The organism is Solirhodobacter sp. (genome assembly GCF_964715405.1).
The window spans coordinates 81,857-96,818 of the sequence record NZ_CBAICG010000012.1; the positions used below are offsets into that span (position 1 = coordinate 81,857).

11 protein-coding genes are annotated in these 14,962 nt (G+C 71.3%); 5 read left to right on the plus strand and 6 right to left on the minus strand.

From position 1 onward, the window contains the following. The first annotated feature begins 23 nt into the window (after nucleotides 1-23). On the plus strand, nucleotides 24-800 hold the full coding sequence (locus AC11WY_RS07680) for a DeoR/GlpR family DNA-binding transcription regulator (RefSeq protein WP_482924119.1): 777 nt from the start codon (nucleotides 24-26) through the stop codon (nucleotides 798-800). Continuing rightward, nucleotides 797-1,585, plus strand: a complete 789-nt coding sequence (locus tag AC11WY_RS07685) for an inositol monophosphatase family protein (protein ID WP_482924121.1) — start codon at nucleotides 797-799, stop codon at nucleotides 1,583-1,585. The genes AC11WY_RS07680 and AC11WY_RS07685 overlap by 4 nt, the downstream gene beginning before the upstream one ends. Here AC11WY_RS07685 and AC11WY_RS07690 read toward each other — a convergent pair. From AC11WY_RS07690 to AC11WY_RS07710, 5 genes are read right to left on the minus strand one after another with little or no spacing between them, the layout of a single operon-like run. Then, nucleotides 1,578-2,159, minus strand: a complete 582-nt coding sequence (locus AC11WY_RS07690) for an amino acid synthesis family protein (protein WP_482924122.1) — start codon at nucleotides 2,157-2,159, stop codon at nucleotides 1,578-1,580. The two genes, AC11WY_RS07685 and AC11WY_RS07690, sit on opposite strands and share 8 nt — an antisense overlap. Further along, complete coding sequence (locus AC11WY_RS07695) at nucleotides 2,152-2,970, minus strand: UPF0280 family protein (protein WP_482924124.1); 819 nt, start codon at nucleotides 2,968-2,970, stop codon at nucleotides 2,152-2,154. Before AC11WY_RS07695 ends, AC11WY_RS07690 begins: the two co-directional genes overlap by 8 nt. Then, a complete protein-coding gene (locus AC11WY_RS07700) occupies nucleotides 2,967-4,451 on the minus strand; it encodes a 6-hydroxynicotinate reductase (protein ID WP_482924126.1) in 1,485 nt (494 codons plus the stop codon). Before AC11WY_RS07700 ends, AC11WY_RS07695 begins: the two co-directional genes overlap by 4 nt. Continuing rightward, nucleotides 4,448-7,171, minus strand: a complete 2,724-nt coding sequence (locus AC11WY_RS07705) for a molybdopterin-dependent oxidoreductase (RefSeq protein WP_482924128.1) — start codon at nucleotides 7,169-7,171, stop codon at nucleotides 4,448-4,450. Before AC11WY_RS07705 ends, AC11WY_RS07700 begins: the two co-directional genes overlap by 4 nt. Next, nucleotides 7,168-7,995, minus strand: coding sequence for an FAD binding domain-containing protein (locus AC11WY_RS07710; protein WP_482924129.1), 828 nt, complete (start codon nucleotides 7,993-7,995; stop codon nucleotides 7,168-7,170). Before AC11WY_RS07710 ends, AC11WY_RS07705 begins: the two co-directional genes overlap by 4 nt. Nucleotides 7,996-8,112: 117 nt before the next feature. Between AC11WY_RS07710 and AC11WY_RS07715 the strand changes: the two genes are divergently transcribed. The 3 genes from AC11WY_RS07715 (at nucleotide 8,113) to AC11WY_RS07725 (ending at nucleotide 12,430) form a co-directional block, all read left to right on the plus strand. Beyond that, on the plus strand, nucleotides 8,113-8,538 hold the full coding sequence (locus AC11WY_RS07715) for a MarR family winged helix-turn-helix transcriptional regulator (protein ID WP_482924131.1): 426 nt from the start codon (nucleotides 8,113-8,115) through the stop codon (nucleotides 8,536-8,538). Between the two features lie 161 nt (nucleotides 8,539-8,699). Beyond that, nucleotides 8,700-10,745: a hydantoinase/oxoprolinase family protein gene (locus AC11WY_RS07720; protein WP_482924133.1), complete on the plus strand. Its 2,046-nt coding sequence runs from the start codon at nucleotides 8,700-8,702 to the stop codon at nucleotides 10,743-10,745. Next, nucleotides 10,742-12,430, plus strand: a complete 1,689-nt coding sequence (locus AC11WY_RS07725; protein WP_482924135.1) for a hydantoinase B/oxoprolinase family protein — start codon at nucleotides 10,742-10,744, stop codon at nucleotides 12,428-12,430. The genes AC11WY_RS07720 and AC11WY_RS07725 overlap by 4 nt, the downstream gene beginning before the upstream one ends. A 97-nt stretch (nucleotides 12,431-12,527) precedes the next feature. Here AC11WY_RS07725 and AC11WY_RS07730 read toward each other — a convergent pair. Beyond that, nucleotides 12,528-14,962 (minus strand): Hint domain-containing protein (locus AC11WY_RS07730; protein ID WP_482924137.1); only part of this gene is annotated, 2,435 nt, incomplete at its 5' end.

The following is a 14,962-nucleotide window of genomic DNA, read 5'->3' on the forward strand; positions in this document are numbered from 1 at the left end:
TCACCGGAATGCAGGAGATGCCGATGCAGGCCACGCAGCGCGAGGTGGAGATCCTTCAGGCCCTGAGCGATACCGGCGCGGCACGCATCCTTGATCTGTCGCGCCGCCTCAACGTCACCGAGGAAACCATCCGCCGCAACGTCAAGCGGCTGGCGGCGCAGGGGCTGGTGACCAAGCTGCACGGCGGTGTGCAATTGCGCGACTGGACGCCCGAGCCGCCCTTCGCCCAGCGCGTGACCGAACACGCCGAGGCCAAGCGCGCCATCGCCCGCGCGGTGGCACAGGCGATTCCGGATGGGGCCGCGCTCTTTCTCGACGTCGGCACCACCACGGCCTATGTCGCGCAGGCGCTGCGGGGCCACAAGGGGTTGATGGTGGTGACGAATTCGCTGGCCGTGGCGCAGGCGCTGGCGCCGGTCGAGGGCAACCGGGTGTTCATGGCGGGCGGCGAGTTGCGCGCGCATGACGGCGGCGCCTTCGGGGCCGAGGCGCTGGCCTTCGTGCGTCAGTTCCGGGTCGATTTCGCGGTGCTGTCGGCGGCGGCGGTCACCGCCGAGGCCGGATTCCTGCTGCGCGACCTGCGCGAGGCCGAATTCGCCCGCGCCATCATCGCGGGCGCCGACCGCACGATCATGGCGGTCGATGCCTCCAAATTCGGCCGCTCGGCCCCGATCCGCATCGCCGAGCCGGGCGCGGTGGCGCGGATGATCACCGATACCGCGCCGCCCGCCGCGATCCGGCGGCTGCTGACCACCGCCGGAGTCATCATCGACATCGCCAACGCCGAGGAAACCGCATGACCGCCCTGCCCCATGAAACGCTGCAAGCGCTGGCCGACGCCGCGCTCGACATCGCCGCCGCCGCGCGGTCGATCCCGCTGGGCCACTTCCGCCACCGGTTGGCGGTCGAGGCGAAGGCCGACGAAAGCCCGGTGACGGTGGCCGACCGTGCCACCGAGGCGCGGCTGCGGGCCGAGATCACGGCGCGGTTTCCCGACCACGGCCTTCTGGGCGAAGAGTTCGGCAATGACCGCCTTGATGCCGATTACGTCTGGGTGATCGACCCGATCGACGGCACCAAGAGCTTCATCACCGGCCATCCGATGTGGGGAATGCTGATCGGGGTGCTGCATCGCGGCCAGCCGGTGCTGGGCCTGGTGCAGATGCCTGCGCTGGGCGAGATCGCGATCGGCGGGCCGGGGCTTGGCGCCACCCTGAACGGCGCGCCGATCCGCTGCCGCACGGTCGCCCCGGCCGAGGCTTATCTGTGCCTGAACGAGGTGCCGCGGATGCTGGCCTCCGATCGTGCCGTGGCCGAGGCGCTGCTGGCCGCGGGCCGTTATGCGCGGGCGACGGCGGATTGCTACAGCTATGTCCAACTGGCCGCCGGTTGGGTCGATGGCGTGGTCGATTACGGGCTGGAACCCTACGACTACCTGCCGGTGCTGCCGCTGGTGCAGGCGGCGGGCGGCGTGATGACCGACTGGCAGGGCCGCCCGCTGGACCGCACTTCGGACGGCCGCGTGGTCGCGGGCTCGCCCGCCGTTCATGCGCACCTGCTGGAGGTGATCGCGCAGGCTACCTGAGCCCGTCGAGCCCCAGCACCTCGCTGACCGCCAGCCCGCCCATGCGGTTGTGGATGCGCGCGCCGCGTGCCATCGCCAGCGCGAACATCAGCTCGCCCGCCTTCGGGGCATCGGCCATGCCCACCTCCATCGCGTCGAAATGGCTGCGCACATAGGCCGCGTTGGTGTGGCCCAGGGGGATGTCGATCCGCGTCCCCGGCCCGCCCACCTTCATCGCCGAGGGAACAATGGCCTTCGCCTCGCCCAGCCGGGCGCGCATGGCATAGCCGCCGGGCACATGCCAGAGCGCGGTATGCTCCAACTCGCCGCCCTCGCCGGCAAGGCCGGCCTTGCCGTAGCCGTCGATGCCCGCGATGCCGCCCATCGCCTCGATCAGCCGGTCAGTCATCATCAGGCCCAGCGGCTTCAACGCCTCCATGCCGGGCAGCAGGTCGGCGACGTAGCGCCCGGCGTAGGGGTTGGCCACCACCGCCACGATGGCCGCGCGGCGGCGCGGCAACGCCGGGGCGGGGCCGCCGTCGTGGCGGATCTCCTCGATGAAGATCATCGTCTTGCGCAGGGTGAAGTCAGGCATGTTCGGGCTCCGGGATCAGCGCGGCGGTGGCGCGCGAGAGGCGGTTGAGGGTCAGGTGCGCGGCCCCGATCAGGCCGCGGGCGCGCAGGGTTTCGGCGCAGACAAGGCCATTGGCAAGGGCCTGCGCGGTGTCGGCCTCGGTCAGCGGACCGACGCCGACGGTGACCAGGCGGTCGCCCAGATCGCTGTCGGGCTGCAACGCGCGGGCCGGGCGGCGGGCGATGGCGGGGTGGCCGGGCAGGTCCACCACGTTGGCGATCAGCGTCGCGGCGGCGTCGGCGGCGGCCCCGGTCGCGGCGATCACCGTGACCGCATCGGCGATGCCGAGCGAGTGGCTGCGCCCGCGCCAACCCGAGGTGGCGACGCCGCGCCAGGGGTCTTGCGCGGCTAGGGTCACCCGGCCCCCGGCCATCAGCGCCGTGAAGGTTTCAACCCCCGTCAGGTGCAGCGCGATGTCGCCGCCGTTGTTCACCCAGGCCTTCGCCAGTCCGGGGATTGTTGCCATGGCGGAAACAATTTCATCCGCCACCGCGCCCGCCACCGCCGCCATCGGGGTGATGAACACGGGCCGGTGCGGCAGGCAGGCCGCCTCCATCCGCCGCGCGACGGGGCCGTGCAGCGCGCCCGGCGCCACCGGCTGACGCAGCGCGGGCAGTTCGGCCACCAGTTCCTCCAGCATCCCGTCGAACCGACGGGCAGCGAAAGCGTAGGCTTGCGCCCGGTGGCCCTCATCCGCCCAGAGGATCAGGTCGATCGGCCCGTGCTGCAGGTGCAGCCGCCCGTCCGGCAACATCGCGGCGGCGGCGCTCATGGCGGCCCCAGCGCGCGCACGGCGGCGCCGTACTCGCCCCCCGTCGCCAGCACGTCCGCCACCGCGCGCACCGCCGCGTCATGCCCGCCCAGCGCGCGGTAATCCTGACGCGACAGCGTGAATTCCAGCGGCGCCACGATGGCCGGGGTGGGCACCGCGCCGAATGCGCCCACCGGCACCCGCATCACGTCCACCATGAAGGTGATGCCGCCGCCCGGCCAGACATACGCGGGCGCCCCGCCGCAACTGACGGTCACCCGGCCCGCCTGCACGGCCTGGGTCAGCCGCACCGGGTTGCGCGTGACGCCGGATCGCAGCGAGCCGCCCGCCCCGGCCATGAACAGCACGGTGCAGAGCGCGGGCTCGCAGTTCTCGGCGATCAGGTCCACCGAGGGCGCAAGGCCGGGCGGCATCGGTTGCGGCACGGGGCGCAAAGCCTCATCCAGCACGAAATACCCCGAATGCTCGCCGGTGGTGGAGACCATCAAGAGGCTCAGCCCCGGCCGCGCCCCCTTGGCCGCGCGCCAGTCGCCCAGGATGGTCAGCGGGTCGGCAATGTCGGTGCCGCCCCAGCCCAGCCCCGGCTTCGCCACCTTGAAATACCGCCCCGGAGTCGAGCGGTGGCCAAGGATGCGGATGCCGGTATCGGGCCAGCCCAGCACCTTGCCCGCCTGATGTTCGCTGACCACGCCGGTGATGTGGTCATCCACCACCACCACCTCGTCCACCAGCCCCTGCCACTGGCTGGCGAACATCCCGATCGTGGCCGAGCCGCAGCCGACGCGCATCCGTTCCTCGGGCAGGCCGTCCACCACGGGCGCCTGCCCCGCCTGCACGATGACCTGCGCGCCGCCGTCGATGGTCAGCTCCACCGCCTGCCGGTTGCACAGGTCCATCAGCGCGGCGCAGGTTGCGCGGCCTTCCGCCTTGGTGCCCCCGGTCAGGTGCCCGACCCCGCCGAGCGAGAGCATCTGCGAGCCGTATTCGCCGGTGATGACCAGCCCCACCGGCTCGCCGCCCGCGCGCACCACGGCGCCCTCGTCGCCCAGATGGCGGTCGGTGTCGATCTTCACCTTGACGCCGCAGTAGCTGTAGATCGCCTCGGTCACCACGGTGACGGTATCCACCCCCGCCACCTCGCGCGACACGATGAAGGGGGCGGGCTTGTAATCGGGGTAGGTGGTGCCCGCGCCGATGCCGGTGATCGTCAGGTCGTCGGCCAGCGTGCCGTCCCAGTCTTTCGCGAGGAAGGGCCGGATTTCGCCGCCCGCCGCCAGCCTGCGGTCGAACACCGTCAGCGGGTCCACCCGGATGATCCGGCCGCCCTCGTTGGCATAGCGGTCGCAGGCCCCGGCCTGCCCCTCGGCGACGTAACACATCACCGGGCAGGCGTCGCAGCGGATCTTTTCCGCCTTCACGCGGGCCGGTTGCGGTGTGCCCTTCGAGGTATCGGCGCGCGGATCGTGCAACGGGTCGGTCATGCCTGCGCCTCCCGGATCGCCGCCAGAACCCGGTGCGGCAGCGCGGGCAGCCGGGTGATGCGCGCGCCCGAGGCATGGCGGATCGCGTTCAGGATGGCGGGCGCGGTGGGGATCAGGACGTGCTCGCCCAGGCCCTTGGCGCCCAATGGCCCCTCGGGGTCGGGCACCTCGATCAGGATCGGCACGATCTCGGGCATGTCGCCCACGACGGGGATCAGGTAGTCGTGCAGGTTCTCGGTGCGGCCGGGCACATACTCCTCCATCAGCGCCATCCCCAGCCCCTGCGCGATGCCCCCCGCGATCTGCCCCTCGGCCAGCAGCGGGTTGATGACGCGGCCAAGGTCATGCGCGGCGGTGATGCGCTTGACCTTCACGGTGCCCAGTTCCATGTCCACCAGCACCTCGGCCAGGTGCGCGCCGTAGCCGTAGACGGCGTAGGGTTCGCCCTGCCCGTTGGCGTCGAGCGGTTTCGTGGGCGGGTCGTAGGTTGCCTCGGCCGACAGGGCATAGCCGTTGGGGTCATCGGGCAGGGTTGCCAGCGCGATCTCGGTGCTGCCGGTGGCATCGGTGACGGTGATCCGCCCCGCGCCCAGCGTGATCGCCGCCTCGGCGCCCTTGTTGGTGCGCGCAAGGATCGCCGCCCGCAGCGCCCGCGCGGCCTTCAGCGCGGCGTTGCCCGTCACCACCGTCTGGCGCGAGGCCGAGGTCTTGCCCGCATCCGGCGTCAGCGCGGTATCGGGGCCGATCAGGCTGATCGCGCCCAGCGGCAGCCCCAGCCCGTCCGCCACGATCTGCGCGATGACGGTATTCGAGCCCTGCCCGATGTCGGTCGCGCCCTGATGCAGCACCAGCTCGCCCGCGCGCGTGAGGCCGATGCGGATGGTCGAGGGGTTGGGCAGCGCGGTGTTGCCGCAGCCATACCAGCAGGAGGCCACGCCGATGCCGCGCCGGGTCGGGCCGCCCTTTTCGTTATGCGCCGCCGCCTCGGCCAGCGCCTGCCCCCAGCGCGGGGCGAGCGCGTCAAGACAGGCGCCGATACCGACGCCGCACAGCACCTGGCCGCAGACCGAGGCATCGCCCTCGGCCAGCGCATTCCGTTGCCGGAACGCCAGCCGGTCGATCCCCAGCGCCGCCGCCAGATCGTCGTAGAGCGTTTCCTGAATCACCGCCGCCTGCGGCACGCCAAAGCCGCGGAACGCCCCCGCTACCGGGTTGTTGGTGTGCACCGCCACCGTTTCCGCGCGGTAATGCGGCGTGAGGTAGGGGCCGGAAGCATGCACCGGCACCCGGTTCGCCACCGTCGGCCCCCAGCTTGCATAGGCGCCGGTATCGAAGCGGCCCTGAAACACCATGCCCGTGACGCGCCCCGCCGCATCAGCGCCGATCCGGGCGACCATCCGCGCCGGGTGGCGCTTGGTGGTGGATTGCAGCGATTCCGCCCGGCTGTAGACCATCCGGCAGGCCAGCCCGGTCTTCAGCGCCACCAGCCCGATCAGCGGTTGCAGCGACACGTCAAGCTTCGATCCGAAGCCGCCGCCCGTCGCGCTGGGGATGATCCGCACCCGGTCCGGCGGCAGGCCCAGCACCTTCGCCACCTCGTCGCGGTCCATCCCCGGCGCCTGGGTGCAGGCGCGGATCACCAGCGTGTCACCCGCCATCCAGGCGACGCCCGCCTCGGGTTCGATGTAGGCATGTTCGACAAAGGGGGTCTCCACCTCGGCCTCGGCGGTGACATGGGCAAGTGCCAGCGCCGCCTCGGCATCGCCGCGCGCCACCCGGCCGCGCACCAGCACGTTGTCGGAGCGGTCCGGCAGCACGGCGCGCGCGCCGATGGCGGTGGCGGGGTCGGTGACGGGGGTGAGCGGTTCCCAGGTGATCGGGAAATCCGCAAGGCCAAGCGCGGCCATCACCGACGCCTCGCCCGCCACCACCGCCACCGCCTCGCCGCGAAACCGCACCTCGCCCACCGCCAGCGCGGGCTGGTCGGCAAAGGCGGGGATCACACCGAAGCGGTTGACCCCGCCGATGTCGGCGGCGGTGAACACCTGCACGCCGCGCGCCGCGGCCCATCCGAGCACATCGCCCAGCGCGAAGCGTGCCGCCGGATGCGGCGAGCGGAACGCCTTCGCCACCAGCGCCCCTTCAGGCCAGTCGTCGGCGCCGAAGCTTTCCGCCCCGGTCACCTTCGGCACCCCGTCGAGCCGTTCCACCCGTGCGCCGACCGCCTGCCCGGCGGCGGGCATCGGTGCCGATGCGCCCTGCCCCACCGCAACCACCGCCCGCACGATCGCGCCGTAGCCGGTGCAGCGGCAGAGCACACCGGCCAGCGCCCGCTCCACCTCGGCCTGCGTCGGCGCTGGCACCGCTTCCAGCAGCGCCGCCGCCGCCATCAGCATCCCCGGCGTGCAGATGCCGCATTGCGCCGCGCCGTGGCGCAGGAATGACGCCTGCAACGCCGACAGGGTGCCCTGCGACAGCCCTTCCACCGTCTCGACCCGCCGTCCCGCCACCTGCGCCAGCGGCGTCAGGCAGGCGCAGACCGCCGCACCATCCAGCCGCACCGTGCAGGCGCCGCAGTCGCCCGCGTCGCAGCCGACCTTGGTCCCGGTCAGCCCGACCTCTTCGCGCAGCACGTCCGACAGACGGCGCAGCGGGTCGGCCGCCACCGCTACCCGCGCGCCGTTCACGGTAAACTCGGTCAACCCGGCTGCACGGTTCATGCCACCACCCCCGCCACCGCGCGGCGGAGCAGCGTCACCGCTGCCCCGCGCCGATAGTCGGCATCGGCGCGGATGTCGGTCAGGGGCGACAGGGCGGGAACGATCAGCGCGGCGTCGATGCGCGCCGCCGCCTCAGCCACGCGGGCGCCGATCAGCGCCGCCTCCTGCGCGGGCAGCCGGGTCGCCACGGCCGAGCAGGCGCCGACTGACAGCGCGGCCCCGGTCACCCGGCCGCCCTCCACGACAAGACGCGCCGCCACCATGACGATCGAGATCACCAGCGACGACCGCGCGCCAAGCTTGACAAACACCCCCCGCCCCGCCGTTCCGGGGATCAGCACCGCCGCCAGCACCTCGCCCGGCCGCAGCGCGGTGCGGCGCGGGCCGGTCAGGAACTCGCCCAAAGGCAACCGCCGCACACCGGCCGCCGACACCAGGTCCACCGCGGCATCCAGCGTCAGCAGCGGCGGCACCCCGTCGGCGGCGGGCGAGGCGTTGCACAGGTTGCCGCCCAGCGTGCCTGCGTTCTGGATCTGCACCGCGCCAACCTCGCGCGCCGCCGCCCGCAGCCCGTCGAAGGCGGGCGGCAGGTCGGCCCGCGCGATCTCGGCCCAGGTCGTGGTGGCGCCGATGCGCCAACCCGCGCCGTCACGCGCGATCCCGCGCAGCCCTGCGATCGCGGTCAGGTCGAGCACCGGGCCGCGCAGGGTCTGCCCCGGAGTCGCCGGGAACAGATCGGTGCAACCCGCCATCAGGGTCACGCCTCCACGCGCGGCAAATGCCACGGCATCCTCAAGTGTGCGGGGCCGGAACAGGTCGGCCAAGGGACTCTCCACGGGGCAGGTCGTTCGTATGCAAACAGATCGTGCGACCGCTCCATTTCCCTGTCAACGGCGAAATTCGCCCTTGCGGGATGCTGGTGCGAACGGGATCATCGCGGCATGGATGATGCGCAACCCGACGGCTACCGGCTGGACGAACAGGTGGGATTCCTGCTGCGCCGCGCGACGCAGCGGCATCTGGCGATCTTCGCCGGGATGATCCCCGGCCTGACGCCGACGCAGTTCGCCGCGCTGGCCAAGCTGTGCGAACTGGGCCCGACCTCGCAGAATGCGCTGGGCCGGGCGACGGCGATGGACGCGGCCACGATCAAGGGCGTCGTGGACCGGCTGCGCCATCGCGGTCTGGTGGCGACCTTGCCCGATGCGGGCGACCGCCGACGGCTGATGCTGGCGCCGACCACGGCCGGGCGCGCGGCCTATGACGCGGCCCGTCCGCTGGCCCACCGCATCACCGCCGAGACGCTCGCGCCGCTGTCGCCCGACGAGCAGACGGCGTTAGTCGCCCTGCTGGCACGGCTTGGCTGACGGATCGCCCCGCCCGGAGCCACGAATTTTCGCCGAAAATTCGATCCGATCGTCCGCGCGAAAAATCGCTGCCAGCGCGCCGCGCCGCGGCACCCTTCCGGCGTTGACAGGGCCCGGTCGATGCGGGCATCGTTTGCATACGAACAGTTTGGGAGATGGGCATGGACGCGGGCCAGATCGTCGGCTGCGATGTGGGCGGAACCTTCACCGACCTGATCCTGTTCGACCCTGCCAGCGGCACCGTCCGGCTGGCCAAGGTGCCCTCGACCCCCGACAATCAGGCGTTTGGCGTGCTGGCCGCGCTGACGGCCGCGGGCGCCGACCTGCCGCGGACCGATCTGATCGTGCACGGCACCACCACCACCACCAACGCGGTGCTGGAACGCAAGCTGGCACGCACCGGGCTGATCACCACCCAAGGCTTCCGCGACGTGCTGGAACTGGGCCGCCGCACCCGGCCGCAGGCCTACGGCATGACCGGCGCCTTCGTCCCGATCATCCCGCGCGATCTGCGGCTGGAGGTGCCCGAGCGAATGGACGTGCAAGGCGCCGTGGTGATTCCGCTCGACGACGCCGCGGTGGCGGCGGCGGGGCGCGCGCTTCTGAACGCGGGCTGCGTCTCGGTCGTGGTGCATTTCCTGCACGCCTACGCCAACCCCGACCATGAACGGCGCGCGGCGGCGATCCTCGCCCGGTTCTGGCCGAACGCGCATATCACGATGGGCCACGCGCTCTTGTCGGAAAGCCGTGAGTTTGAACGGGGGGTGACGGCAGCGGTCAACGCCTCGGTGCAGCCCTTGCTGGAACGCTACCTGGCCCGGCTGACCGCAGACCTCAGCGCGGGCGGCTACCGCGGCGAGGTGCTGGTGATGAACGGCAACGGCGGCATGGTCTCGGCCCGCACCGTCAGCCGCGAGGCGGCGAAAACGGTGATGTCGGGCCCTGCGTCCGGCGTGATGGCGGCAGCCTATACCGGGAGCCGCGCCGGCTATCCCGATCTGATCACCTACGACATGGGCGGCACCTCGACCGATGTCGCGCTGATCCGGGGCGCCGAACCGCCGGTGTCGAACGAGATCGAGATCGAATACGCGATGCCGATCCATGTGCCGATGGTCGACGTGCGCACCGTCGGTGCCGGTGGCGGGTCGATCGCGCGGGTGACGGCGGCGGGGCTGCTGGCGGTGGGGCCGGACAGCGCGGGGGCGCAGCCGGGGCCGATCTGCTACGGGCGCGGCGGCACCGAGCCGACGATTTCGGACGCCAACCTGCTGCTCGGTCGGCTGGACCCGGCGAAGTTCACCCGCGCCGACACGCCGCGCGACGCGGTGGCGGCGGCGTTCCGCGATAAGCTCGGCGCGCCACTGGGGCTGGACGAGATCGCGGCGGCCGAGGCGGTGATCCGGCTGGCCAACATCCGGATGGCCGGGGCGATCCGCATGGTCTCGGTCTCGCTCGGGGCCGATCCGCGCGACTTCACGCTCTTTGCCTTCGGCGGCGCCGGGCCGTTGCACGCCACCGCGCTGGCGCGTGAACTGGGGGTGCCGCGCGTGCTGATCCCGGCGCGGCCGGGGATCACCAACGCGCTTGGCTGCGTGGTGGCCGATCTGCGGCACGACTTCGTGCACACGCTCAATACCCCGCTCGACACGCTCGACATGGGGCGGCTGGCGCAGGTGCTGGGCGCGCAGGCGACCGAGGGCGAGGCGCTGATCGGGCAGGAGCGGATCGTGGTCGAGGCTGTCCGCAGGCTGCACTCGGTCGACATGCAGTATCGTGGCCAGACCCACCTGATCCGGGTGCCGCTCGACGACGCGACGGTGACTCGCGCGGCACTGCAAGCGCGGTTCGAGGAGGTCTATTTCCGCCGCTTCCGCATCCGCCTGCCGGGCGCGCGGGCGGCGGTGGTGAACGCCAACACCTCCGTCATCGGCAGCCGCGCGGGGCTGGACCTTGCCATGCTCATCGACGCCGGCCAGCGTCGGGCGACGCTGGCCGAGGCGCAGACCGGCGCGCGTCCGGTGCGCTTTGGTGGCGCCTGGCACCAAACGCCGGTCTACTGGCGCGACCACCTGCCCGCCGGTTTCACCCTCACCGGCCCGGCCATCGTCGAGCAGATGGACACCACCGTGGTGATCGAGCCGGGCGACCACGCGCGGGGCGACGCCGACGGCAACATCCTGATCACCCTCGGAGGTGCGCCATGATCGACCCGATCACCCTTTCGGTCATCGCGGCGGGCTTGCAGCAGGTCTGCGACGAGATGGACCTGAGCTTTTCCCGCGCCGCCTTCTCGCCGGTGATCGCCGAGGCGAACGACCGGTCCGACGGCATCTATGCCGCCGCCGACGGCGCGCTGATCGCCCAAGGCGCGGGCGGGTTGCCGGTGTTCGTCGGCACGATGCAGGATTCGACCCGTCAGTTGATCGAGCGGATCGCCAGCGGCCTGACCCCGGCGCCGCAGCCCGGCGATGTCTACATCGTCAACGACCCCTACCTTGGCGGCACCCACCTGATGGACGTGCGCTTCGCCCGACCGTTCTACCGGGGGGCCAAGGTTTACTGCTGGCTGTCGAACACCGGGCACTGGCCCGACACCGGCGGCGCGGTGCCGGGCGGGTTTTCCGCCTCGGCCACCTCGGTCGAGCAGGAGGGGCTGCGGTTGCCGCCGGTGCGCCTCTTCAAGCAGGGCGTGCTGGATACCGAGATCTACGCGATCATCTGTTCCAACATCCGCGTCGCCGATCAGCGCATCGGTGACGTGCAGGCGCAGGCCGCCGCCCTGATGGTGGGCGAGGATCGCCTGAATGAATTGATGAACCGTTACGGCGATGCGACCGTGACCGAAGCCATCGCCGAACTGAGCACCCGCGCCGCCCGCCAGATGCGCGCCTTCATCGCCGAGATCCCCGAAGGCGCCCACACCGCCACCGCCTGGGTGGACAGCGACGGGGTGGTGAACGAACCGCTGGCGATCCGGCTGACCGTCACCCGGCACGGCGACGATCTGACCTTCGACTTCGCCGGATCGTCGCCGCCCTGCACCGGGCCGATGAACTCGGTGCGCGCCACCACGCTGTCGTCGGTCTACCTTGCCATGCGCCACATCTTCCCCGAGGTGCCGATCAGCGCCGGGGCCTTTGAACCGCTGCACATCACCGGGATCGAAGGCACCTTTCTTGACGCACGTTACCCCCGCCCGGTCTCGGGCTGCGCCGCCGAGGTCAGCCAGCGCATCGCCGAGGCGGTGTTCGCCGCGCTGGTCTCCGCGCTGCCCGGCCGCGTCACGGCGGCGCCCGCAGGAACCTCGGGCAACTTCGCGCTGGGGGGCCACGACCCGGCGACCGGGCGCGACTTCGTGATGTATCAGCTTTCGGGCGGCGGCTATGGCGGCTGGGCCGGGGGCGACGGCATCACGAACGGCTGTTCCACCATCGGCATTTCCAAGGCCCCCCCGGTCGAGATCATGGAACAGCAGTTCCCCGTGCTCTACCACCACTACCGCCTGCGCGAAGGCTCGGGCGGCGCGGGCGAACATCGCGGCGGCTTCGGGCTGGATTACATGATGGAACTGCGGCGCGGGCAGGCGACGGCCAGTTTCGTGATGGATCACGGCCGGTTCGGGCCGCAGGGTGCGCTTGGCGGCCATGACGGCGCGGTGAACGAGGTCACCATCTGGCGCGACAACGTGCCGATGACGCCCGCTCATCTGTCGAAGGCGCAGGACATCCCGCTGAGCCCCGGCGACCGGGTCGAGGTGCGCACGCCGGGTGGCGGCGGCTACGGCCCGCCCGACCGGCGAGACCCGCTGGCGGTTGCCCACGATCTGGCGATGGGGTATTATTCCGAGGCCGAGGTACGCGCGCTGTTTGCGCCGCGCCACCGGGGCTAAAGCGAATTGCGTTCATCGTGAATCCGAATTCGCCCCGGGGCTCGGGCGAATTCTGATGTCCTCACATCAGATAAAACGCAATTCGCTCCAGGCCGCCTCAGGCCACCGCCGTCAGCCCCTCGCGCCCGTTCGGGCGGCCGCGTTGCGGCACCGGCAGGGCGCGCGGATCGTCCAGCAGGATCGACGGCGGCAGCGCGCGGGCAGACCTGCGAAGCGCTGGCTGACGATCGCGGAACAGGACGCGCGCCTCATGCGCCTTCAGCGTCATCCGCGCGGCGGCGTAGCTCTCGGTGGCGGCGGGCAGCGCCAGTTCGGGGAAAATCGCGTAAAGCTCGCGGCGCTGCGCGTCGTCGAACCCGGCCAGGGTGCGGTCGCCGGGCTGGAAGCTCTCGCTCCAGGCGCCATCGGCGAGGATCACCTCATGCGCGTCGAACAGCAGATGGACATAGGTCACCGAGTCCGGCGCCACCGCCTCGATGCCCGGTTGGCCGATCAGGTGGAGCGCGCGCACCAGCACCTCGGCCTCGCCAAACAGCAGTTCGGCGCGGATGTCCTGCACCAGCATCCGGTGCTGGCGTGACACCATCATGTCACGCTCGGGCGCGCCCGGCCCCAGTGCGCCCACCCGGATCAGCACCGGCTGCAAGGCCGGGTCGGCCGCCAGCCGCGCGCCGTCGATCGTCTTGCGCCCGACCCAGCGCAGTGCGCAATAGCCGCGGTCGCGGGTCAGCACCTCATCGCCCGGCACCAGCGCCTCGACCGCGACCAGACCGTCGCGCGTGGCGATCAGCGTGCCCGGCGTGAAACAGGGCACGACATGCTCGATGTTGTTGAAGTTGATCGTGCCGGTGGTCGCGCCATGCGAGTCGGTGAAGGTGACGACGCCGTTCTGAACGTTGCTCGGGTCGTAGTTGATGTGCCCGACGATATGGCCGAGCGAATCCTCGACGTTGGCGAGGAAGGGATTCCCCGGCACCGGCACGAAATGGTAGTCGCCCGCCAGGTTCAGCGTGTCCTGATCGCCCGTTCCGCCGTTGATCGTGTCGCCCGCCGCGGCATAGAACACGTCGGACCCGGCGCCGCCGGTCAGGTTTTCGTTCGGCGCACCATAGAGTGTGTCGCTGCCATCGCCACCGTAAAGCGAATCGCCGGCCCCGTTGCCGTAAAGCGCGTCATTGCCCGCGTCGCCGTAGAGTTGATCGACGCCCGCCCCGCCATAGAGCGAGTCGTTGCCGTCGCCGCCATAAAGCGTGTCGCCGCCGGTTCCGGCGTAAAGCTTGTCATCGTCGGCGCCGCCGTACAGCAGGTTGTTGCCCGAGTCCCCATAGAGCGTGTCATTGCCCGCGTCGCCAGTCAGCGTGTCGTTGCCCGCGCCGGCATAGAGCGAGTCGTTGCCGGTGCCGCCGTCGACCGAGTCGTTGCCCGCGTCGCCATAAAGCGTGTCGTTGCCCGCGTCGCCGGTCAGCGTGTCGTTGCCGTCGCCGCCATAGGCGAGGTCGTTTCCGTCGCCACCGCCCACGGTGTCGTTTCCGGCGTCGCCATAAAGCGTGTCGTTGCCCGAGTCGCCGTAGACGCCATCATTGCCCGCGCCGCCGTAGATCGTGTCGTTGTCATTGCCGCCGTAGAGCGAGTCATCGCCGCCAAGGCCCGAGATCGAGTCGTTGCCCGCGCCGCCGTAGAAGATGTTGGTGTAGACGTCGCCCGACCCCGCCAGGCCCTGTCCGTCAAAGCCGATCAGTGTGTCGTTGTAGGCCGAGCCGATGATGCCGTCGGTGCCCGACAGCGTGTCGTTGCCATAGCCCGTTTCAACCCCGGTCCCGAGGTTGACCGAGACCCCTTGGGTCGCGTTGCTGTAGTCGACGAAGTCCATGCCGGACCCGCCGTTGATCACGTCGTTGCCCGCGCCCGCGACCAGCGTATCGTCGCCCGCCCCGCCGTAGAGCGAGTCGTTGCCAAGCAGGTCACCGCTGATCCAGTTGTTGGCGCTGTCGCCGGTGATCGCGTCGTTGCCGGTGCCGCCGATGACGTTTTCGATGGCGCTCAGCGTGTCGGTGCCGTCGCCGGTGGCGGTGCCCGCGCCGCTGGTCAGCGTCAGCGTGATGCCGGTTGCGGAATCGGTGAAGTCGGCGGTGTCGTTGCCGCCGCCCCCGATGATCGAATCGTTGCCCGCGCCGCCCTGCAACAGGTCGTTGCCGAGCCCGCCGGTCAGCGTGTCGTTGCCGAGCCCGCCGTAAAGCGCGTTGTTGCCCGACGAGGCGTGCAGCGCGTCGTTGCCCGCCGCGCCGTAAAGGCTGTCGTTGCCCGCCGCCCCGCCGTAGATCACGTTGGCGTTGCCGTCGCCGGTCATCGAGTCGCTGGCGCCCGAGCCGGTCAGGTTGGCGATGCCCGACAGCACATCGCCCTGCGCATCGCCGCCGAGCCCGGTGCCGCTGGTCAGGTTCACCGTGACGCCCGCAGCCGAGGCCGAGTAATCCGCCGTGACGTTGCCGCCGCTGCCGTAGAGGCTGTCGGCCCCGGCGCCGCCGATCAGCG

Excerpts from the sequence above, each read along its gene's own strand:
- AC11WY_RS07680 (WP_482924119.1), top strand. The coding sequence starts at position 24 with ATGCAGGCCACGCAGCGCGAGGTGGAGATCCTTCAGGCCCTGAGCGAT.
- AC11WY_RS07685 (WP_482924121.1), top strand. The coding sequence starts at position 797 with ATGACCGCCCTGCCCCATGAAACGCTGCAAGCGCTGGCCGACGCCGCG.
- AC11WY_RS07690 (WP_482924122.1), bottom strand. The coding sequence starts at position 2,159 with ATGCCTGACTTCACCCTGCGCAAGACGATGATCTTCATCGAGGAGATC.
- AC11WY_RS07695 (WP_482924124.1), bottom strand. The coding sequence starts at position 2,970 with ATGAGCGCCGCCGCCGCGATGTTGCCGGACGGGCGGCTGCACCTGCAG.
- AC11WY_RS07700 (WP_482924126.1), bottom strand. The coding sequence starts at position 4,451 with ATGACCGACCCGTTGCACGATCCGCGCGCCGATACCTCGAAGGGCACA.
- AC11WY_RS07705 (WP_482924128.1), bottom strand. The coding sequence starts at position 7,171 with ATGAACCGTGCAGCCGGGTTGACCGAGTTTACCGTGAACGGCGCGCGG.
- AC11WY_RS07715 (WP_482924131.1), top strand. The coding sequence starts at position 8,113 with ATGGATGATGCGCAACCCGACGGCTACCGGCTGGACGAACAGGTGGGA.
- AC11WY_RS07720 (WP_482924133.1), top strand. The coding sequence starts at position 8,700 with ATGGACGCGGGCCAGATCGTCGGCTGCGATGTGGGCGGAACCTTCACC.
- AC11WY_RS07725 (WP_482924135.1), top strand. The coding sequence starts at position 10,742 with ATGATCGACCCGATCACCCTTTCGGTCATCGCGGCGGGCTTGCAGCAG.